The following is a 19,966-nucleotide window of genomic DNA, read 5'->3' on the forward strand; positions in this document are numbered from 1 at the left end:
TTGTTTTTATTGTTTGGCGCGAGTCTCACAACTTAACAAGACTTGAACTAAAAAATTACTACTATGTCTTCTGGTTCCTCTGGTCGTTATCAAAGCAGACTATTTAACTTTGTCCACCAGCAATCTCGGCGGGTGACACAACAGTGGGAACACACCTTCCGGCATTTGCAAGTTGCCACTAAGTGGGGTGTGGAGGCACTACTTTACCCAGTGTATCTACTGTTTCAGTCATCTGAATCATCTGGGAAAACGCTACAGACCAAAGAACCACAAACTAGACTAAAGTTACAACCAAATGATACCGATTTTCAGCCCGAAATTCCAAATGCTGATAGTCCTATTCAACAAGTACTAGAAGCAGTCAATTACGTGTTGTCAGATGAAGCCGCCTCCACGCCTACAAAAACATCTGAACTTTTTGATCCCTTGGCTTTATTGGGAGTTTTTGGGCTGAAGTTTGTTGGTAAAAACTCGACAAATAATGTTAGTTATATAGAATCTTCAAGTATTACAGAGAATAAAGCGGGAATTATCAACTCTTTACAGTTAGATAACGCTCTAAAACAGCATCTTCCAGCAGTGCGGGGAATTGCCACAAATTTGATGAATCGGAGTTTAGTACTTGTTACTACCGAAAATGAAATTCTAGATATTTTGACACCCCAGCAGCAGGCAAAATTAGAAGATCGAATTATTAACGAAGTTGCTAATTACTGGCAGTCCTGGCGGTTGATTATAGCTAAAAAAGAAACGGAGCTATTACCACAAATTGACCGTTTATTAGCAAAACTCACTGACGGCAATACAACCAAAATTCCAGCTTTAGCTGAGGGCATATCAAAAGATTTACTTAATACTGAAAGATTACTGGCATTTCTAGATATAGCTGTTGCTAAGTTGGAGTCAAATGCTTTAGTACCTGTGCAAGAACGTAGCCAGGAAATTGTTCAAGTTGCCCAAACTCAGTTAAACATATTTCTTTATGGCAAAGAGCAATTAGCTGCTAAGGGAGAAATTGCAACCACTACTGATGGTTTGGAAACTCATACACTAAATATTCACGCTTTAATTGAGGCGGCGCTTAATTACTTTTTTGGTGTTGCTAATAGAAAAACACTTGAACCAACAACTAGTGATAAGCAATTACCAGGTAAACTATTCTCATCACGCTTTAGAAAAGCCTTATCTAAAAGCCCTCTATTGGAGAACCAGGATTCAGCTGTTGATCCTTGGCTAACATGGAATGATTTATTTGGAGACACTGAAACCGTTACTAACAAGTCAGTTACACTTACTCAAGTGGAAAATCCTGCTTTAGCGGCAAGTTTATCAGTAGGGCATTTTCCACAAAAGAATTTAACTGTAAAACAACCTAAAATTGGATCTGGTTTGGTGCAAAGGAAACAAGCAACTAGTAATCTTGCATCAAGCCAAAAAATATCTGGAAAAGTTTCTTCTGCAAAGCAAACTCAAGCCCATACTTCCCTAACTAAACGCAAGAGTCGTAAAGGGGAAATTTTGCAACAGCAGTTTCATCAAAGTAGTCAAATTGAGGCACAGCCAGACTGGATAGAGACCAAAGCAACTTCAACAGGCTATGAGAAGCATCCCTTAGAGCAACTTCTGGAATGGGTTGATTATGCTATGCTCTGGCTAGAAGAGAGATTTGTAAAGATTTTTCAGTCATTACGGCAGATGTGGCAGGGAAAATAACACTAATTCGTAATTCGTAATGACGCTCAAGGTCTCCCTAACATAGCTCTTAATTAAAACTTATCAAATTTCATTTTGGTTTACAGATTTACATCTGTAGCCTGATTTTTGAGGATTGGTATAAGCTGGTAGATATTTTTAATAAACTATTATAATATTTACGATTTTTAAATTAAAGGATAATTTTGATTATCTATGATGTTATTGGTGTTTGTCTAAGTGAAAATTATTGTTTACTGTAAATACTTCAATTTCAAAAATCCACTAGATAAACCAAAACTTGAGACATTTGTAGTGGATGTGCCTCAAATTCCTAAGATAGGTGAAACAATTTTAGTCGAAAGAATTTCACTTCAAAAGCAGTTTGTAATTATCTTTGAGTATATTGTGACAGCAGTGCAATTTAACGCTTCCAAAGAATCGATTGACTCAGCAGACGCTCAAGTAAACGCATTTTTGAACCATTGTTGGGAGGGAACATCAAATTTCAAAGTTACAAACTTTTTAGAGCAATAAACTCTCACCACAACATGTGATTGAGGAAAGAACGTAACAGTTTGGCTCCGGTTGGTTCTTGGTAGTTAGTTGGCAACAGAGCCAGCATCGCATTCTGTAACGTCTCCAAAGCTACTTCTACTTCCTGGCGCTTTGGTCTGGTTGCTTGGGCAAAGTGTAACGGTTCACCGACCCGAATTGTTAACTCCTTTCCCAAATAGAGGTCATGAGTCCCAATCAGTGCAACTGGAATAATCGGTACACCAGCCCGCAAGGCATAAATCAAAGTCCCGCGTTTTAAAGGGAGATGCAACTTACCCTCAGCAGTTCCTAGTCGTCCTTCGGGAAAGAGAATCATCCCATCTCCACGAGCCAAAATTGCCAGGATAATCCGGTCTATCTGTCGCAGTGTGTGTATATCTTCCCCTGTCGGTACTGTCTGTTTAATTGCTGTGGCTAGCTCAACTAAATCTTGCCTTCCTGCTTTAGCCGCTTCCATGACAGCAACTTCTTCTTTCCACACCCGTTCCAAAGGAATCACGCCCCCCGCAAAACCCAGGATAAAGCGCTTCCACCACTTATTATAAAGAGTACGAGCATCGCCCAGGATGTAATAGTGGGGTTGGGTAGGGAGTTCGGCTAACAGGAGTAAGGGATCGATATGGTGGAGATGGTTGACAGCTAAAATTGCAGGTTTCTGAGGTATTCTTTCGAGATGTTCGACCCGTACCTTGAAAAAGGCATGGATGAGCGATCGCATCACAAAACGACGCAACCCAGAGTTGGCTCTAGGTTCTGAATGCCCCTGATTAAGACCTTCCAAGCGATTGAGGGTTTTTTCGATAATCTGGCGAACAGCGCGTAGGCGTAGCCCGTCGTAGACATCGCCAGCCGCAGCTACACCCTCTTTTACCCGCTTTATACTTGAAGCAGTTAAAGTTTCTAATTGTGTACTATCTTCGCTCTGATGGCTAGATTTCGAATCGGTATGAACTTCGGAAATTACTCCATCAGCTAGGTCTTCCTGAACAGATTCCTTAGAAGAATTTTTGATAAAAATCTCCTTGAATTCATGAATAAATCATAATTCTTGAGGTTATATTATTAACCAACCCACGGTTAGAAGCTGTGGAATGATCTTATCGATATTTTAAATAAATACATCAGGGTAACTCAATTAGCTGTAATTATTCCCATAGCCAAAAGCTATTTTTATACAATCAGTGTTGACATGTTAGTAACTTGCTGAGAGAATACCTAAAAAATTAACCAGATGATTGACCATAGCGATCGCATCGTGTCTCGTAAAGAAGGCAGATTCCAAGGTGTTGGAGGACTTGACCTGTATTACCAAAGCTGGCATCCAGAGGGTAAAGTCCGGGCAATATTAACCATTGTGCATGGACTCGGAGCGCACAGCGATCGCTACAGTAATGTAATTCAGCATTTAATACCCAAACAATATGCTATCTATGCCTTAGACTTGCGTGGTCATGGACGCTCACCAGGTCAGCAAGGCTATATCAACGCTTGGAGTGAGTTTCGAGAAGATTTAGGAGCCTTTTTACAGTTAATTCAGACTCAGAATCCTGGCTGCCCAATTTTTCTTTTGGGTCATAGCTTAGGCGGGGTGATTGTCTTAGATTACATTCTCCACTATCCCCAACAAGCATCAGTTTTACAAGGTGCGATCGCTCTTGCGCCAACCTTGGGAAAAGTTGGGATTTCACCGATTCGGGTGCTTTTAGGAAAAATGCTCTCACGGGTGTGGCCGCGTTTCACACTGAATACAGGCATTGACATCAGTGCTGGTTCAAGAGATCCGCAGGTTTTAGCTGCGATCGCTCAAGATACACTGCGACATACCCTTGGTACTGCCCGTCTAGCTACAGAATTCTTTGCAACAGTTGATTGGATTAATGCTAAAGCAGGTGATTGGCAATTACCATTATTGATTCTTCACGGTGGTGCAGACCGAGTGGCTTTACCTGCGGGAAGCGACATATTTTATCAACGGGTAAACTGCACAGATAAGCTGAGAATTGAGTACCCAGAAGCCTATCATGAAATTCAGCGTGACCTCAATTATCGAGAGGTAATGGCAGATTTGGAGAATTGGTTGGAGCGACATCTATCATCTGAAGTGGTGGGGAAGCGCTGAATTAGAATAATCTCATGTAGTTTTTAAATTTTTAATTAATAATTTTTAATTTTTAATTGGAGCAAAGCGACTTACGGCTGTTGCAAATTAAGCTCTTGGAATGCTTCAGAAGACTCTTCCAATTTCAAGGTACCAGCAGATTTACCGTTGATTTGCAGAGTGTATTTACCCTGTGACAAGCCTTCTAAATAATAGACTCCAGCCCCATTGGTGACAGAAAAACACCGAGTTGTTTGATCTGGTTGTATGGCTTCTACCCGTGCGCCTGCGATCGCTTGACCTTGAGTATCCGTGACTACCCCCGATCGCGCGTAAGAACGAATTAACGGAATCATCACAGGGGTGTAACTCCCAGCAACTACATCAATGGCTACAGACTCAACCATAGGCTGCCAATCAGGGGGTAAACCTGCTGGATCGAGGTCAAGGCGATAAATACCAGGAGGCATTCTTACTAAAGTGCGATCGCCCTGGATTTGTGGCAAAAATGACTTAAGAGGTTTATTGTTCAAAGTCAATAACAAATCAGCATTATCTGTATAAACTTCTTCCCCTCCATCCCATTTGCCGTTATTGTTCCGGTCAAAAAATGGCTTAATCGACAGTCCGCCTTGGGTACGGAAGTAATTAGAACGGCGATCGCCTGGACTAATACCCCCTTGGAGATTCAGGCTAGAAGCTAAATCTATGCTGAAAGTTGCTTCATCGGAACTCGGCGATACACCTTGATAACGCGCCCGTAATAGCAAACCGGGTAAAACTGTTGTTGATAGTGTGGCTAGTATTCCATTACCTTGAGAACCAACGCCATAACCTAACTGTGCTTCCCACTGATAGCTACCATCAATCGCCTGTTGTTGTGAACGATAGCGCCAACTCACACTCAGCAAACTGTCGCTACGATTTTGATTCTGTGTTTCATAATTTAACAGCAGTGAGTTGCCACTATTAGAAAAGCGGTTTTTAGATAAGTTGTAATTCAGTTCTGACAAAGTACTGATTTCGTTACCACGTTGCGTTAATTCTAGTTTTCCAAGACGTTGCAGCAAATTCCAGCGCAGACGGTTTTTAGTATCTAAGCTGATACGGGCAAAGGTAAAGGCATCTTTGCCACTCAAGTTAAATTGCATTCCGCTAGATGTTGCATCACCAGTGTCACTACTGGCGAATAAAGCGAATTGAGGCAAAACTCGCCAATCTAGATTAAAACGGCTAGATAAGCGATCGCTGGTAAATATAGCACTCAAGTTAGAAGCTGGATCGTAGCGAATATCTGTATTCACATCCCACTTATTACCCGTTAGTGCTGAAACTGATACCTGCAAAGGTAAGTTTCTAGCACGCCAAAATAATTCTGCTAAGGCTTTAGGCGATTCGTCATACACTCCACCTAAGCCTACTGTCAGATTTTCCGATAAACCCCAACGTCCAGCAATTCCCCCCCGAAAGCCAGAAAAGTTGCCCAACAGACTTTGATTTCCCAAAGAATCCCGTCGTAACCCGCCAGAAACGATTAATCCTGAAGCACCTGCTGGTAATTGTCCTGGGACTGTAGAAAAATTAGCCTGTTGAATTTCTGGTTGGGCGGTGAGTCGCCCTTGGGGATACAGCAAGACGCGATAATTATTTGCCAAAAATTGATTTTGACTTTTAATATTTTCAAAGCGGTAAATGCCAGAAGAATCAACTAAAATTTCGGCAATGATGCGATCGCTAAAACCTTGTACTAAGCGCACCAATGTACCTGGTTCAGCCTTACCAGAAATTGTGCGTCCAATAGCATTTGCTTGTAAACGTTGGCGAGGATCGGAAGAACCACCGCCAAAGGGTTGAGGTGGTACAAACCCCTGTCGTTGAATGGATGTAAACCCCCAATAGTCTCCTGTTCCTTGAGTTTGCCAAAAAGTTGGCTGGGAACCCACAAAATAATCAGCTGAATTAGCTTGTCGCAGAAATTGCGCTTCAGCAATATTCCAATTTTGCGGATTTTGTAAATTTGGTTGATCGGTGCGGATGAACCACGAACCACCGAAAGCACTACCAACAGCCAGGAAATCACCTCGATAACTTGTCGATCTCGTAGCACCACCGCTAGCATTTACCTTTTGTTCAACTGCCGCCACACTAAATTTTTTAGGTGTAATGTGTGGTAATCCTTCTAGCTGAATCGGAGTTTCTGTTTCTGCTAGTTTGCCACTGGATTGATCTACCCCTGGAACATCTAAAATAATGGCGTATTCATTGATGTCAAATTTTGCCCCTACGCCAAAGAGAGTTTGTAAATCTTGAATTGTAAAGACTAATCCTAATTCTGGATCGGTGCGAAGTTTTGTTGGGTTGATGCGAGTCACAACACTAAGCGATCGCACTTCTAATTGACCGTCTGGTAAAGTGGTAACATTTAATTTCAACCCTTGAACGATTGCATCATAGGGTAACAGCCAATTTGAAAAATCAATTGCTTGGGAACCATCTTCTTGACCACGCACCAGAACACTAGAATTGACATTGCGGTTGCCGACATTCAATCCTACAGGAAAAACTTTAAATTCTGAATCCTTTGCTAATTGGGTACTTGTAGGCGTTTGTAGATTGGATGCAGGCGTATCTGCTTTAGCTGGGGTGATAATAATTTGACAGATAAGAGCGATCGCAGCTAGCAGAAATTTGCCTCTACTAGTTAATAACCGAAGTTGCACAAATTTTTAACTTCTCTGTAAAATTTCCTATAGAAATAGAAACGTTGCATTGCAATGTCTATACCAACATATAATTCCCAAGCACCAAACAAAATTATCGATATTAATGCTGTATTTTACAACAATGCCAATTCTCCAAAATTAGGTTAAGGTTAATGGCAAGAGACGCGATAAATCGCCGCCTCTACAAAGGAATTTTTCTTGTAAAAACGGCGATTTATAGCGCCTTTGTGAACTAGTATTTTCAGTAAAAAAGTTTAACCTAATCGGATTGAGAGTTAATCTCAATTTCTTAGTTAAGAATTACTAATTATTACACAAACTATTTTTTCTGTGATGCAGCTGGTTGTGCGGGAATAGTAATATTTACATTGAAGGGCAACTTACTTTTATTATTGTCTTCACCCCAGAATAACTCACCACTTAGCTGATATTTACCAGGCTTCAAGGCTGGTTGGTCTTTATTGGGGTAATTTAATAAGAAATTGCGATCGCTATTTGCCACTACAGCATTAGTATCTATCTGCCCAGTTTTGACAACAGTTTGCCCTTGGCGTAACGTCCAATTTAAACTGGGGAGAACAGTTGCTTGTCCACTATTGCGAACTAAAAGTTGAATTTGTTTTTGCTCTGGGTTAAAACTGGCACTATCAATTGCTAGTTGGGGAGAAAGATTGCCTTTTCTGACATAGAATGTTACGCCAATTCGTGCCACTAAAGTAACGTTATTACCAGCAGCATCTCTCGATTCAGTAAGAGTTTCATTAAATACGACCGCTCGATATTCCCCATCTGGCAAATTAGGAGCCAAGCGACTGATGAGGCGAACCCGGCGGACTTCTCCTGGTTTGACAGTCAACTCACGCGGTGAGAATTGCAGATATTTCGTCAAGTCATTGGGACTAGAGGATAAGGTTTGAAACCCTGCATCACGGCTATAGGTAAAAGGTTCAGCATAGATGCGAATGCGAGAGGGGGTTTTACTAGTATTGGAAATCGTAATCATTCCTTGGGCTTGTCCGCGTTCCGCTTTGGCTTCAATCACTAGCGGAGAAACACTCATTTGTGCTTTAGCAGCAGCAGGAAATAAAACTAGGGCGAATAAGCCAGCACTAACAGCAGTTAGAGAGCGCCAATTACTCTTGAGCATATTTATAACTATGACAGGATTAGTAAAGTTAATTTCTGATTTATAGTTCCCAAAAGGAGATTTATTTTATCTATTGGTCATGAGAAAAATATCTTGCCCCTTGAAGATTTACTCTCTAGCGACAAGATATTCAATAACTATTTTTCTCAAGCAAATTGAAGGAAAACTGGGAAAATTTTAGACTATGGCACGATAGTCAATGTTGTTACATAGCTGTAGTTTCCAGGAACAAGGGGACTGCCCTTATCTACTATCATGTCTATATCCAAAGGCAAACCGCTACCAGAGGGCAGCAACACAGAACTACCACCCTGAGAACTAGTACTGCCAAAAGGTGAATTGATATACCCAGTAGAGTTAATGGGTGTAAAACTAGGGCCTCCGGTTTGCTGTGGCTTGGATATACTCACTCTGGCACCTTGGTTACAGCTAACAAAAACCTTACCAAATTGTCCTCCAGGATATCCTCCCGCTAGTGAAGTTGGGTTAGTCTGTTGGTTGAGTCCCAATTTACCAGGGGTGATTTGATCGAAGTTGCAGACACCACCGACATTTGCTGTAAAAGGTACATCAGCCGTTTGTGCCATTGTTTTGGGTGCAAGAGCAGCAGAACCAACAATTATCAAAGCAATAGTTAATAAAGAACGACGAATCATTTTTAAATCCTTCTCAAATAATAAGGGTTGCAGAAAACAGCTATGGTGCGATCGTTAAAGTAACAACGTAGGTATAAATTCCTGGCGTAAATGCTACAGGTCGCTCTACCAGCAAACCCACCTCTAAATTGGTACTACCTGCTGGTAAAGTTGCACTCCCACCACCGACATCACTACGAAGGTTAGCCGAACCAAATTTTAAAAATCCGATGTGCGTTGTCCCAGAAGGATCTGCACTAGGGCCAGATACAAATCTGGGGGGTGAAACAGAGATGGTGGCAGGTGTGCTAGTTTGCACGCCCATAGTGGCAGGAGTTTGTGATTCAAACTTTGTCGGAATTCCAGCAGAACTGCTAGAAATAGTTGGTTCAGCAGTGCCAGGGGCAGGAGCATTAAAGGTAGCTTCAGCTGGAACTGTTCCACTGAAAGGAACATTTGCACTTTGAGCGTTCGCAGCTTGATTTAGAGCGAATGCACTTGCCAGCACCAGGCTAGAGATTAACGCTAGACGGTCAAACATAAAGAAGTTACCTGATGACTCAGCTTTATCCTGTATCAGTGCGTATTTTCATAATAGCTATCAAAAAATACAATATCGACAGCAAAAATACGCATCTTAAACACTGAGTTCAAATTGCGTTAAGATACTTATCTGTATAAAATTTTTATAAAATTTAGAACTAGCACTTTCAAGGTGGATAAGAGTTTTGCTTAAGAAATTCCTCTCTAACCTCTTGACTGTAAAGAAAAATGAACTAGCTAAAATCCTTATATCTATTGCCTGTTGCCTATTACCCTATCCCAACAATAATTATTTACGCCCACTTACTTCGTTCGTGAGTTTTGTAGGTTGGGTGCAGCGATCGCGTAACCCAACATAAAATTTGGTGGTAATGTTGGGTTGCGTTTCACTCCACCCAACCTACATAAATATATCTTTTAAAAAACTACGCCAATACTGATACGCTTTCTGCTCTATGTAATATGCAAAGTCAGTTATGTACATTATCTGAAAAATATGTTGCTGAGGATAGAGAGTTTTTGCTAACCAAAATAGGTTCTCCCTTTACTCCTCCACGGGTAAGAGTACAAATTTTATAAAGGTTTTCGCACTCAAAGATTGCCATAACTAGCTCTTTCCCCGTTTGATAAGAGGATGGTAAGGGTTTACCGACTTCGCATTCCATATCAATTTCGCGATCGCGCCACTGTAACTTCCAAATACGCTTTTCGGTTATTGGTGCTTTGACAGACCGAGCAAAAGCATTATACACCTGCTCTGCTTTGATATCATCCTTGGCTGCTGGCACAAAAAACTTCATAGGCTTTGGTTACAAGTAATGTGAGTTCCATTAGCACCAGCGTAACGCAGTTACCAAGGCAATCTGCTTCCATCCCACGAGAAAAACTGCCCACTATCGCCTTCTTGAAGCTGTTCAATCACAGCCAATAATTGGGTAACGGTGCGTTCCACTGAGAATAATTTTTCCGCAGGTACATTTTTTTGGAAAGGCCGGGAAAGGCGCCTATCAGTTGTACCAGGATGCAATGTGACTATTAATGCTTTAGGACAACTTCTTTTATACTCAATTGCCGCAGTTCGCATCAACATATTGAGTGCTGCCTTAGAAGCGCGATAGCCATACCATCCACCAAGTTTGTTGTCGCCAATACTGCCCAATTTAGCAGAAATACTAGCAAACACACTGCGTTCTCCATGACGCAACAAAGGCAATAGATGTTTAGCCAGCAAGACAGCACCAATACTATTTATCTGAAAGTAGCGCAGCAAGTTTTCTGAATTTATCTGTCTTAAGCTTTTTTCAGGTTGTAAACTATCTTCATGCAACAGTCCTACACAGTTGACTACCAAATGCAGTTTGTCAACTTGGGTATGTATTTTTTGAATAGTTTCAACAATCTGCAACTCGTCAGTAATATCCATCTCTAAACAAATTAATCGTTCAGAATGTTCGCCTGCAAGAGCTATTAAATCGGTGGCTAATTCTAGCTGACGAGAAGTTGCATAAATCTTAGCTATTTTCTCATCCTGTAGTAATCTTTTTACAAAACCAATACCAATACCTTGGCTCGCCCCCACAATCAATGCATTTATAGAATTAATTTCATCATTTAAAGACATAAACTTTTAGGATTTAATAATATTTAAAATTGATAATAATTAGGATAGATATTGGGTTGTGATTCGCTTCACCCAAACTACCCAGATTAACAAGAATAGAACATTTGTGGTTTATTTACCAATGCAAAACTTGCTAAAAATCCTATCCAAAACCGATTCTGTAACTTCTTCACCAGTAATTGCTCCTAGTGCCTGGATTGCACCGCGTAAGTCAATTGTCCAAAAATCAAGAGGGAGTTGCTGGACAATTGTTGTTTGTACTTGTTCCAAAGATATTTTAGCTTGAGTTAAAGCTGCCGCTTGCCTTTGGTTAATGGCTAAATCCATGTCAGCAGCTTGGACTTTTTCTGCTTTGACTAGCTCTAAAATTGCTGTTTCTAAAGCATCAATACCTTGATTTTGTGATGCTGCTGTGACAATTTTAGAATTTGGATTGGGTATTTGAGATTGAAGAGTTTTTCTTTCGCTTTCTTCTACTAAGTCAATTTTGTTAATGACTAGAATTAATGGACGGTGTTGTACTTGTTCGTAAATTTCTCGATCGCCTTCTGTCCAGCCTGCTGAAGCATCGATGGTAAGCAAGACTAAATCAGCTGCATTTGCAGCACGGCGCGATCGCTCCACACCAATTTTTTCCACTTGGTCTGTTGTTTCCCGAATCCCGGCTGTATCTAGCACTTGTACAGGAATTCCCCCGACAACTAGCTGAGATTCCACCACATCGCGGGTTGTACCAGGTAAGTCTGTAACGATCGCGCGATCGCTCCGACTCCAAGCGTTCAATAAGCTCGACTTACCCACGTTTGGCCGCCCTACAATTGCCACTTTTAAACCTGTGCGTAGCAACTCACCTTTGTCTTTGGTTGCCAATAACCTCGTTATCTCGGCGGCAATTTTCTCGATTTCTGATATTATTGCTTTATGATCCAACGGCGGTAAGTCTTCCTCAAAATCAATTCGAGCTTCGATTTCTGCCAAAATATCTAAACAGTTAGCGCGTAACTGCCGGATCGAATGAGCTAATTTTCCCTGTAAACCAGCTAAGGCAGTTTGAGCAGCTTGAGGCGATTTGGCTCCTACCAAATCAGCAATACCTTCAGCTTGAGTTAAATCTAATCGCCCATTCAAAAAGGCGCGGAGAGTAAATTCTCCGGGTTGAGCTAGTCTAGCGCCATTTTCTAAACACAGTTGTAATACCTGCTGCACTGCCATAATTCCTCCGTGGCAATGGAATTCCACCACATCTTCACGAGTGTAAGAGCGGGGTGCTTTCATAATCAGCAATAAGGCTTCATCTACCAGTTGTTGGGTTTGGGGATGACGAATATAACCGTAGAGAATCCGGTGACTTTCCCAAACTTGTCGCCCTGGTGTGTGAAAAAGAGTTTGGGCTAGAGCCATTGCTTCAGAACCAGACACCCGCACAATGCCAACACTACCCTGTTGGGGGACAACAGCAGTTGCGATCGCAACGATGGTTCCAGTAGTAGCAAAAACTTCTGACATGAGCGCCCTTCATAAGAGTGAGAAATCAGGAGTCAAAATCATAACTCATAACTGATAACTTTTTAAATGGTAAGTATTTAGACTAATAGAATAGCAACTGGCAAGGTAAAATTTATCTAGAGGTTAATGCCTGATAGTAAAGAGTTAGGGGTGAATGTTAGAACTCACAACTTTATAACTTATAAGTTTTAGAGAGAGGAATTTACTGTGGAGCAAAAGATTAACTGCGCTGTAGCCTGTGTTAACGGGTGTGTTTTAGGGGATAAATGCCCAAATATCGAGTTTAGAGAGGCAGCCGCAAAATTTATTGAAGAGACTCCCTTAGACAAAATGTTGGAATTGGCACAAGAACGTCTACGCAAAAAAATGACGGAACCGCCAAAATGGGTTTTTCCTGAAGATCCATAGCATTCGGGCCAACAGGCTCAAGCAAGACAGCGAGGAGTTTAAATAGTATCTGGATCTATATTTAATTCTCGCAGTTTTGCTGCCAAGCGATCGCTGCATTGTTTCTCTTGGTTAGCGCGTTGCTTTTCTTGTTCAGCCTGTTGTGCAACTTGTTCGAGTGTTAAAACTAGTTCTCCTTCAGGCGTAAAAAAGCGTAACTTTTATTGATAAACACCTAAATATAAACCTAGCTGGTGACTTCACAACCAGCCTTATGGATTGGGTTACAGTGGTTAACATTCACCATCAAACAAATGAAACCCTGTACATTAAACAACCACAAGTAATCTAGTATACGAAAGATATCTTAAGTAAATGCCAAAAACAGGGTTACTCCAAGAATTAACTGGAGCATCCCTGCAAGTGATCAAATCATTGAGATGTAATTAACTTTATGCTCGGTTTCTGCTCCAAGGGCCCCAAATGGCACAGGTAATTCCAGGGGATTGGAGATTGACAAACATTGTGCGACCATCAGGTGAAAAGCAGGCTCCTGCATATTCACTGTCATTAATATTGTTTTTTGCAAACTGATACAGCTCGCCGCTTTGATTAACGCCGACAATATAACTGTCTCCGCCTCCATCTTCACAAAGAATCAGATCCCCAAAAGGAGCAACTGTAATGTTATCAGGGAAGTCTAGTACACTTTCTCCAGGAGACTCAACGACTAAAGTCAATGTGCCGTTGCTGGGATTGTAAGCAAAAACTTGACCAAAACCAGCATCGCCACCACTGGTACAGGTAAAGTAGATCGCGCCATTGCCATACCAGGCACCTTCACCCCGCGCAAAGATTGCAGCGCCGCTTGCCCGGGCTTGTCCTCGCACTGAAGCAGAACCATTATCGGTATTAGGATCAACGTTGTTAATCGGAACCCAGGTGGTTGACAACGCTATATTCTTATAGCGGAGGTAATCTTTGCGCGTATCCGCAGGTGCGCCTACAATGACAAGCGCCTCAAGCACGCCACCGCTTTGCAAGTTACCTTCCTGGTTAGGGCGGAACCTGTAGAAACAGCTATCGCCCCTGTCTTCGGTTTGATAGACCCATCCAGTTGCCGGATCAACAGCAACAGCTTCATGGTTAAAACGTCCCATAGCAACCAGAGGCACTGGGTCAGTAACCTGAATTTCGTCTGTCGCTGGCACTTCAAAATTATAGCCATGCCTTTTGGTTGCTCCACCAGATGAAGGAAGCGTTACGTCCTCTTCACAGGTAATCCAGGTACCCCAGGGAGTGGAACCACCTGCACAGTTACGAATTGTGCCGCCCAGAGAAGCAAAATGCTTGATTACCCGACGATCAGATCCAACCAAGATGTTTGTTGTGCCGCCACCCAAGCGATCGTATAGTTTTGCTGTAGGTACACGTACTGGGTTAGAACCCAAAGCACTCACTTCATGATTCCGCACCAGAATTGTGGTGTTCTTAGGACCCTGGAATGCAGCCATGCCATCATGAGCCGCAGGCACAGTACCACCATCACTCATTGCCTGACCTCTTACTGAGATCGCTGTGTAATTAAAGCCAGGAGGAAGCTGCAAAATGGGAGTATTGCCTAAGTTAATACCACTCAGAATGACACCTTGGAGTTCATCTGCATTTTCGGCTAGCTTAGGCGCTAGAGGACCAAAACCAATACCGTTGGCAACTTGACCATTAGCACGTCTTGCATATAAAGCTTCCAGAGGAGAAAGCATCGTAACACCGACAGCACTCGCCCCAGCCAATGTAAAAAAATTACGTCTTGATAAGTTCATTAGTATACTGTCAGCAAAATTTCAGAAACCTAATAAATAGTAAAAGTTTGCCTTTAAGGAATTATTAAGATAACGTTAATAGGAACTTTTACACATGAAATAACTATGCTGTTAGTAAGTAGCAATTAATGAAAATAGAAGTTTCAATTCTTTAATTACAAGAGACTTTTTGTAAAACAAATGTAGTATTTTGTTGTATTCACTTTTTCAAACTCAAATTATTACACTTGCAACTTTCTGTAGTAATAAGAAGCGATGTTCAAGTAAACAATATAGTAATTCTTAGATCAATGGGATATTCTGACAAAGAATTCAGGAGTCAAAATATTCTGACTCCTGTATTTCCGAACCACATTCTATTGCATCCAATTAAGAACTACTATCACCTGAGTTTGCGTTAATCCAGAAGCTAAAAAGCTTATTCTGTAAGGATTGAGCAAAACTCTAAGTGATAAAGGAAGTGATTAAAGTGTAATTATTTTGTCAACAAGGCTCACAAATAAGACTAATATCAATAAGCTGCCTTCTTGAGAAGAGATTAAAACTGAGTTACAGACTGAACAATGAAAATCAGGGGTTTTGAGAATTTCTTATCCCGAACTCAGGTTAATATAATATTTGTCTCAGGTTCACGTGGATTCTAAATATCTAACCCAACCACCATTAAGTCAGGCGGATGTTCCACATTAAACTGGTAATATATATCTCTTGTTTCCTGTAGTGGAAGAGTTAACTGCCATTCCAAAATGCCCATTTCACCTAGTTGAATTTGTGGGTTGCTACGGCTAAGGCGCACTTTAATTTGCTCGTTGCGACTAACTGGCAATTGTTCAGTTACTTTGAGATTTACTTCTTTGTCAAACAAGTTAGTAATTATCAACCGATAACTATAAGTAATCCGGCGCTGGTTGCTAATTAGTCTCTTGTCTACTAGACGTTCAACTAATTCGCGCTCAATTTTCAAACTTTCATCAATCCCTAAATTCAATTTAAATTCTTGTCCTGGCGCAATATTCTGTAACTGAGTTGTGCCGATAAAAACATTGTTGCGGAAAATATTCGCTTTCCCTGGTAACAAAGTCGCACCATTGGGATTATTCTTTACATTTGCTTGCAGATAAGCAAAACTTACCAAACGCGGCATTGCCACATAATCAAAGTTACAAGGATAATCATCGTTGAAAATTGTCGTTTTATGGGGTGCGCCATCACTGGGAATGTTACCGCCACCATTCAATTTAAAGGTAACTACACTCCCTTCTTTGGATACTTCTGCTGTCACACTTTCTGCTGGGATAAGAACATCATCTGCACCTTCGTCTTCTTCTTGCCAATCCGCTTTAGCAGTAGGAGCAGCCTGTTCTGGTATGGTAGGAAGCAGTGGTCGCTGGGCAGCCAATTGTCGTTGTCGTAACATTTGTGGACGTGGCGCATCAATATACCAGGGTTCAAGTTTAGGTGGGAGAGTACCTAATCCCGGTTTAGCGGTAGAAAGGGTGAGATTTGCACCAATCCAATCTTCGCCACTGCTTTGAGTGATTTCTGCAAGGTAGCCCAGATGCACAATATCGCTGGTAGTGTTAAATCGCAAGTCATAAAGCGGAGTCCAACTGGCGCGATTTACTATGTAAGATACCTCTAATTCAAATTCGCCTTCACCTGCAACTTCAACTCCTATAACTATGCTCAAACTCTCTTTGGGATGGGGTGTTTGAATTTTTTGTAATGAAGCGCGGAGTGCTTGCAGTTCTTTGTCTAATTCTTGCTGTTGGGTTTTGCACTCTCCAGATGCGATCGCATATTCACTATACTGGCTTCCAATAAAGTTCAAAAAATCCAAAGTTTCGCTCAGGCTAAGATTTTTCCGAGACAAACTTTGTGCAAAGGGTTCCTCTGTTTTTTCACGTAACCCGGCGATAAAACTAGACTGTAATACTAAAGCATCGACTTGGGCTTGCAGGTGGCGTTTTTCTGCTTCTAACTGCTCAATTTGCCTTGTTAAATTTGCAACTCGCTCTGCTACTGGTTCAGTGGTGTAAATGCGATCGCTACTCACTCCCATCAAACGCACTGCCACTGTCCCTGTACCGCTAACCCTGATAGACTCAGTTTCTAGAGTCTCTGGCATTGAGGTTATTACTAATTCCTGTTCAATTCCTGTTAAATCAACTACACCCCGTCGTGTAACCAATGCTCTGTCAGCATAAACTGTAACAGCTACAATCTCGCTTTGTACTGTTTTGCGCCAAGATGGTATTTCCGGGTTAACCATTGCCAGTTTTCCCCCATTTTTAATTGATTCTGCTGGTTAATTGTCAATGGTTGCCGGTCTAAGAGTCAACCCCTTTGGGTAATTCGTAATTCTTAATTATGAATTACCCGTTAATTGGTTCAAGTTTACTAGAAGTGGTTTCAGTGTTTTGATCTACAAAATTCCTTGCCGCAGCCAGGAGATAGTCATAATAGGCACGAGCAACGATAGATAACTGTTTGCCTGCGGGGTAAACCATGTACCAATGTCGCTGAATGGGAAAGTGTTGGACATCTAAAATACTAAAATCTGAAGCGTCTAATAGTAAAGTATGACGAGATAAAACCGAAATTCCTAAACCACCTGCGATCGCTTGTTTAATTGCTTCGTTACTTCCCAATTCCAGCTTGACTTTTACTGTTACCCCTTGTTCTTCAAATAAGCTTTGCACGGCGCGGCGAGTTCCTGAACCTGGTTCTCGCATAATAAAAGGTTGGTTAGATAGGCGTTGGATCGGAATATTCTTTTCCTTGGATAACGGATGATTAACTGGTGCAAAGACTATCAAAGGATTTTCTAAAAATGCCTCACAAGTCACATCCATATTGTCTGGAACTTGACTCATAATATACAAGTCGTCCAGATTTTGACTCATCCGTTCCAAAATTTGTTCGTGATTCGTTACTTGCAGAGAGATATCAATCCCTGGATAAAGTTCGCAAAATGGCCCTAACAAACGTGGGATAAAATATTTTGCTGTTGTAATCACTGCCAAGCGTAATTGTCCCTGTTTTAGCCCTTTTAAATCTGCCACCTTCATTTCATACTGGGCTATATTTTCAAAAATCTGCCGACAAGTAGCAAATAATTCTCGTCCTGCCTCGGTGAGATACAACCGCTTTCCCACTTGCTCAAATAATGGCAAACCTACCGATTTTGTAAGTTGCTTAATCTGCATAGAAACGGTAGGTTGGGTGAGAAACAATTCCTCAGCAGCTCGCGTAAAGCTACTGTGCCGTGCCGCAGCCTCGAATACCTTTAACTGGTGCAGCGTCGCTTGTTTCAAAGGTGGTTCTCCTCTATATAGCTATTCATCGATATAAAACTAGTATTAACTGAACAGTTACAAATGGTATAGCGATACCAATAGAAATTTACGAGTTTTATTATAGATAAAACTCTATTATTTCTATTAAAATAAAGGTATTTTATTTATAGATTGAAAAAGCTATTATCAAAACAACAAGAAAAGCGTAAGATTCCTTCTACTTCCTGATGAATGATGATTTTCCAAAATTCATCTATCATCATTCATCATTCCATAATTCTTCTACAACTTCTGCAATTTTTGTAGGTAGCTTGGTTAAATCTGGTAATCTTAATACCTCTATTTCGGCAACTTGTTCTTTAATGTTCACTGGCAAGTTTAAAGGCTGCTGTGTTTCTATCCAGCAACTTGCTAATGGTAAGGTTTGCTCCATTTCGTCTAGTGGTCGAGGAATTACCATCACTGCATTTAATTCCCCAATGCGTTCTGCTTCAAACATTCCCGCTTCCACTGCTACCGCCACATTTGCTACGGAACCACGAATAATGGCTGTACACAAACCCCCACCAATTTTTTCGTAGGCTGCTAAATGAACATCAGCAGCTTTGAGCATGGCATCACACGCGCCTACCATTGCTGGAAATCCTCGCGTTTCTACCAAACCAATTGCTTGATTACTCAGACGGCTAGAATTACCCTCTTCCATCAATTTAGTAAAACGGGTTGTGATGGGAAGTACTATATCTAGGTTGGGATAAGGTCGAGGAATCACCAAGCTAGAAACCAACTGACCAAACTGTTCAGCTGTTTGCACACCCGATTCTACAGCCAGACGCACGTCAGCAATGCCACCCCGCACGATCGCAGTACAATATCCACCACCTATTTTTTCATACCCAACTAGGTGAACTCCTGCTGATTTCAGCATCATATCCGCCGTCCCAACAATTGCGGGAAAGCTGCGGGTAGAAACTAAACCCAAAGCAGTATCCTGGAAGGTGTCTCGATGACTTGTTCCTTCGATGCCTTTCAGAGACCGTTGATTAGATGTTTCCATGTGAACTTTCCTAGATAATCACAAAGCCGACAACTTACAATTAACACTTACTCGGACTAATCGTCAGAGTTTGGGTTGCTCAAGGATTGTCTATGAGGAAACAATGTAGTCAACAGTCTGCTTATGCTCCCTTGTCCATAAATCTGAGTCCCGAAACCGTTAGGGGATTCTGTAGTTAGCTGATTGGGGTCTGAGTCATGTTTTGTTGGCTCTTGGGCAGGTTCTTGCAAGGGGGGTTCAGCATCCTTAGCTGGTTCCTCTATGGGAGGAGGCTGGCTTTCAGGAGTGGTGGGAGATTTAAAGTAAGAAATCGACTTATTTTGTTTGAAATCCACAAAAGCCGCAGCTGAGAAGTTAGTTGAGGAAACGGCCTTTTCCTTAACTCCTCCTGAGCCATTTTCCTCTTCCTTTTGCGGTGGCGCACTTGTAGCCGTGGGGTTATTCGTGGATGGTTCCGGCTGGTTTGTTTGAGCAATTTGCCGACTGGTGTCTCCTAAAATCGATCCAGGTGGAACTACTTGTCCAGGTTCAACTGAATAGTTAAAAATTGTTGTTGCTGAACCAATGCAAGCATTTGCTCCAATTTTGCCCTTGCCAACCATCAAAAAACCGGCTCCCAAGTTTGCCCCTGCTTCTACCTCTAGGGTTCCTTCATGGACTTGGAGGATTGCTCCCATACCAATACAGACCCCTGGCCCAATGATGATCTTGCTATTTTCAGCTGCTTGGAGGATCACCCCAGGTGCAAGTACTGCGCTTGGATGAATAGTCACCTCACCACTAATGTAAGAATCAAAGTTATTGCTGAGGCGCAGTGACAGCACAGACATGAAAATTTTAACCTCGGAAGCCGGAGTGGGGATGAGGAGTAGGGGGG

The 19,966-nt window shown here is 41.7% G+C and carries 17 protein-coding genes and 1 pseudogene; 4 read left to right on the forward strand and 14 right to left on the reverse strand.

Going from position 1 to position 19,966, the window contains the following annotated elements; genetic code table 11:
* The first annotated feature begins 63 nt into the window (after positions 1-63).
* Positions 64-1,713, forward strand: coding sequence for a hypothetical protein (locus GNF10_RS15775; RefSeq protein WP_185581903.1), 1,650 nt, complete (start codon positions 64-66; stop codon positions 1,711-1,713).
* A 219-nt stretch (positions 1,714-1,932) separates the two neighbouring features.
* A complete protein-coding gene (locus tag GNF10_RS15780) occupies positions 1,933-2,229 on the forward strand; it encodes a hypothetical protein (RefSeq protein WP_185581502.1) in 297 nt (98 codons plus the stop codon).
* Positions 2,230-2,233: 4 nt separating this feature from the next.
* On the opposite strand, the gene GNF10_RS15785 is transcribed toward GNF10_RS15780, so the two are convergent.
* The gene (locus GNF10_RS15785; RefSeq protein ID WP_185581505.1) at positions 2,234-3,130 is read right to left on the reverse strand and encodes a 1-acyl-sn-glycerol-3-phosphate acyltransferase; all 897 of its coding nucleotides are present in this window, start codon (positions 3,128-3,130) and stop codon (positions 2,234-2,236) included.
* A gap of 351 nt (positions 3,131-3,481) precedes the next feature.
* Between GNF10_RS15785 and GNF10_RS15790 the strand changes: the two genes are divergently transcribed.
* Positions 3,482-4,369: an alpha/beta hydrolase gene (locus GNF10_RS15790; protein WP_185581503.1), complete on the forward strand. Its 888-nt coding sequence runs from the start codon at positions 3,482-3,484 to the stop codon at positions 4,367-4,369.
* A gap of 71 nt (positions 4,370-4,440) precedes the next feature.
* Here the strand turns inward: GNF10_RS15790 and GNF10_RS15795 are convergent, their stop codons facing one another.
* The 7 genes from GNF10_RS15795 to mnmE all read right to left on the reverse strand — a co-directional run bounded on the left by GNF10_RS15795 (position 4,441) and on the right by mnmE (position 12,523).
* Positions 4,441-7,068: a carboxypeptidase-like regulatory domain-containing protein gene (locus GNF10_RS15795; RefSeq protein ID WP_185581504.1), complete on the reverse strand. Its 2,628-nt coding sequence runs from the start codon at positions 7,066-7,068 to the stop codon at positions 4,441-4,443.
* 322 nt (positions 7,069-7,390) lie between these two features.
* On the reverse strand, positions 7,391-8,218 hold the full coding sequence (locus tag GNF10_RS15800; protein ID WP_185580575.1) for a P pilus assembly protein, chaperone PapD: 828 nt from the start codon (positions 8,216-8,218) through the stop codon (positions 7,391-7,393).
* Positions 8,219-8,400: 182 nt separating this feature from the next.
* A complete protein-coding gene (locus tag GNF10_RS15805) occupies positions 8,401-8,874 on the reverse strand; it encodes a hypothetical protein (protein ID WP_185580576.1) in 474 nt (157 codons plus the stop codon).
* A 40-nt stretch (positions 8,875-8,914) separates the two neighbouring features.
* Entirely contained in the window at positions 8,915-9,394 is a 480-nt protein-coding gene (locus GNF10_RS15810; RefSeq protein ID WP_185580577.1) for a hypothetical protein, read from the reverse strand.
* A gap of 472 nt (positions 9,395-9,866) precedes the next feature.
* Entirely contained in the window at positions 9,867-10,196 is a 330-nt protein-coding gene (locus tag GNF10_RS15815) for a hypothetical protein (RefSeq protein ID WP_185580578.1), read from the reverse strand.
* 50 nt (positions 10,197-10,246) lie between these two features.
* A complete protein-coding gene (locus GNF10_RS15820; protein WP_185593464.1) occupies positions 10,247-11,017 on the reverse strand; it encodes an SDR family NAD(P)-dependent oxidoreductase in 771 nt (256 codons plus the stop codon).
* A 111-nt stretch (positions 11,018-11,128) separates the two neighbouring features.
* Positions 11,129-12,523, reverse strand: coding sequence for a tRNA uridine-5-carboxymethylaminomethyl(34) synthesis GTPase MnmE (gene mnmE / locus GNF10_RS15825; protein ID WP_185585934.1), 1,395 nt, complete (start codon positions 12,521-12,523; stop codon positions 11,129-11,131).
* A gap of 207 nt (positions 12,524-12,730) precedes the next feature.
* Between mnmE and GNF10_RS15830 the strand changes: the two genes are divergently transcribed.
* The gene (locus tag GNF10_RS15830; protein WP_012410641.1) at positions 12,731-12,931 is read left to right on the forward strand and encodes a hypothetical protein; all 201 of its coding nucleotides are present in this window, start codon (positions 12,731-12,733) and stop codon (positions 12,929-12,931) included.
* Positions 12,932-12,969: 38 nt separating this feature from the next.
* Here the strand turns inward: GNF10_RS15830 and GNF10_RS38600 are convergent.
* The 6 genes and pseudogenes from GNF10_RS38600 to GNF10_RS15855 all read right to left on the reverse strand — a co-directional run.
* Positions 12,970-13,233: pseudogene (locus GNF10_RS38600) on the reverse strand (Uma2 family endonuclease); the annotation flags it as partial.
* A 129-nt stretch (positions 13,234-13,362) separates the two neighbouring features.
* Positions 13,363-14,733, reverse strand: coding sequence for an alkaline phosphatase PhoX (locus GNF10_RS15835; protein WP_185585933.1), 1,371 nt, complete (start codon positions 14,731-14,733; stop codon positions 13,363-13,365).
* A gap of 640 nt (positions 14,734-15,373) precedes the next feature.
* Positions 15,374-17,005: a mucoidy inhibitor MuiA family protein gene (locus tag GNF10_RS15840; RefSeq protein ID WP_185585932.1), complete on the reverse strand. Its 1,632-nt coding sequence runs from the start codon at positions 17,003-17,005 to the stop codon at positions 15,374-15,376.
* A gap of 103 nt (positions 17,006-17,108) precedes the next feature.
* Positions 17,109-18,050 (reverse strand): LysR family transcriptional regulator, encoded by a 942-nt coding sequence (locus GNF10_RS15845; protein ID WP_185585931.1) that lies wholly within the window; start codon positions 18,048-18,050, stop codon positions 17,109-17,111.
* Positions 18,051-18,291: 241 nt separating this feature from the next.
* The gene (locus GNF10_RS15850) at positions 18,292-19,089 is read right to left on the reverse strand and encodes a BMC domain-containing protein (RefSeq protein WP_185581297.1); all 798 of its coding nucleotides are present in this window, start codon (positions 19,087-19,089) and stop codon (positions 18,292-18,294) included.
* Positions 19,090-19,145: 56 nt separating this feature from the next.
* Positions 19,146-19,919, reverse strand: coding sequence for a transferase (locus tag GNF10_RS15855; protein ID WP_185581296.1), 774 nt, complete (start codon positions 19,917-19,919; stop codon positions 19,146-19,148).
* Positions 19,920-19,966: the final 47 nt, after the last annotated feature.

Source organism: Nostoc sp. UCD121 (genome assembly GCF_014222285.1).
Taxonomy (GTDB): Bacteria; Cyanobacteriota; Cyanobacteriia; order Cyanobacteriales; family Nostocaceae; genus Nostoc.

What these genes read in the sequence shown, in the direction of transcription:
- GNF10_RS15850 (WP_185581297.1), bottom strand. Translation starts at nt 19,089, where the DNA reads ATGGAAACATCTAATCAACGGTCTCTGAAAGGCATCGAAGGAACAAGT.
- GNF10_RS15805 (WP_185580576.1), bottom strand. Translation starts at nt 8,874, where the DNA reads ATGATTCGTCGTTCTTTATTAACTATTGCTTTGATAATTGTTGGTTCT.
- GNF10_RS15835 (WP_185585933.1), bottom strand. Translation starts at nt 14,733, where the DNA reads ATGAACTTATCAAGACGTAATTTTTTTACATTGGCTGGGGCGAGTGCT.
- GNF10_RS15815 (WP_185580578.1), bottom strand. Translation starts at nt 10,196, where the DNA reads ATGAAGTTTTTTGTGCCAGCAGCCAAGGATGATATCAAAGCAGAGCAG.
- GNF10_RS15800 (WP_185580575.1), bottom strand. Translation starts at nt 8,218, where the DNA reads ATGCTCAAGAGTAATTGGCGCTCTCTAACTGCTGTTAGTGCTGGCTTA.
- GNF10_RS15775 (WP_185581903.1), top strand. Translation starts at nt 64, where the DNA reads ATGTCTTCTGGTTCCTCTGGTCGTTATCAAAGCAGACTATTTAACTTT.
- GNF10_RS15855 (WP_185581296.1), bottom strand. Translation starts at nt 19,919, where the DNA reads ATGTCTGTGCTGTCACTGCGCCTCAGCAATAACTTTGATTCTTACATT.
- GNF10_RS15810 (WP_185580577.1), bottom strand. Translation starts at nt 9,394, where the DNA reads ATGTTTGACCGTCTAGCGTTAATCTCTAGCCTGGTGCTGGCAAGTGCA.
- GNF10_RS15790 (WP_185581503.1), top strand. Translation starts at nt 3,482, where the DNA reads ATGATTGACCATAGCGATCGCATCGTGTCTCGTAAAGAAGGCAGATTC.
- GNF10_RS15820 (WP_185593464.1), bottom strand. Translation starts at nt 11,017, where the DNA reads ATGTCTTTAAATGATGAAATTAATTCTATAAATGCATTGATTGTGGGG.
- GNF10_RS15840 (WP_185585932.1), bottom strand. Translation starts at nt 17,005, where the DNA reads ATGGTTAACCCGGAAATACCATCTTGGCGCAAAACAGTACAAAGCGAG.
- mnmE (WP_185585934.1), bottom strand. Translation starts at nt 12,523, where the DNA reads ATGTCAGAAGTTTTTGCTACTACTGGAACCATCGTTGCGATCGCAACT.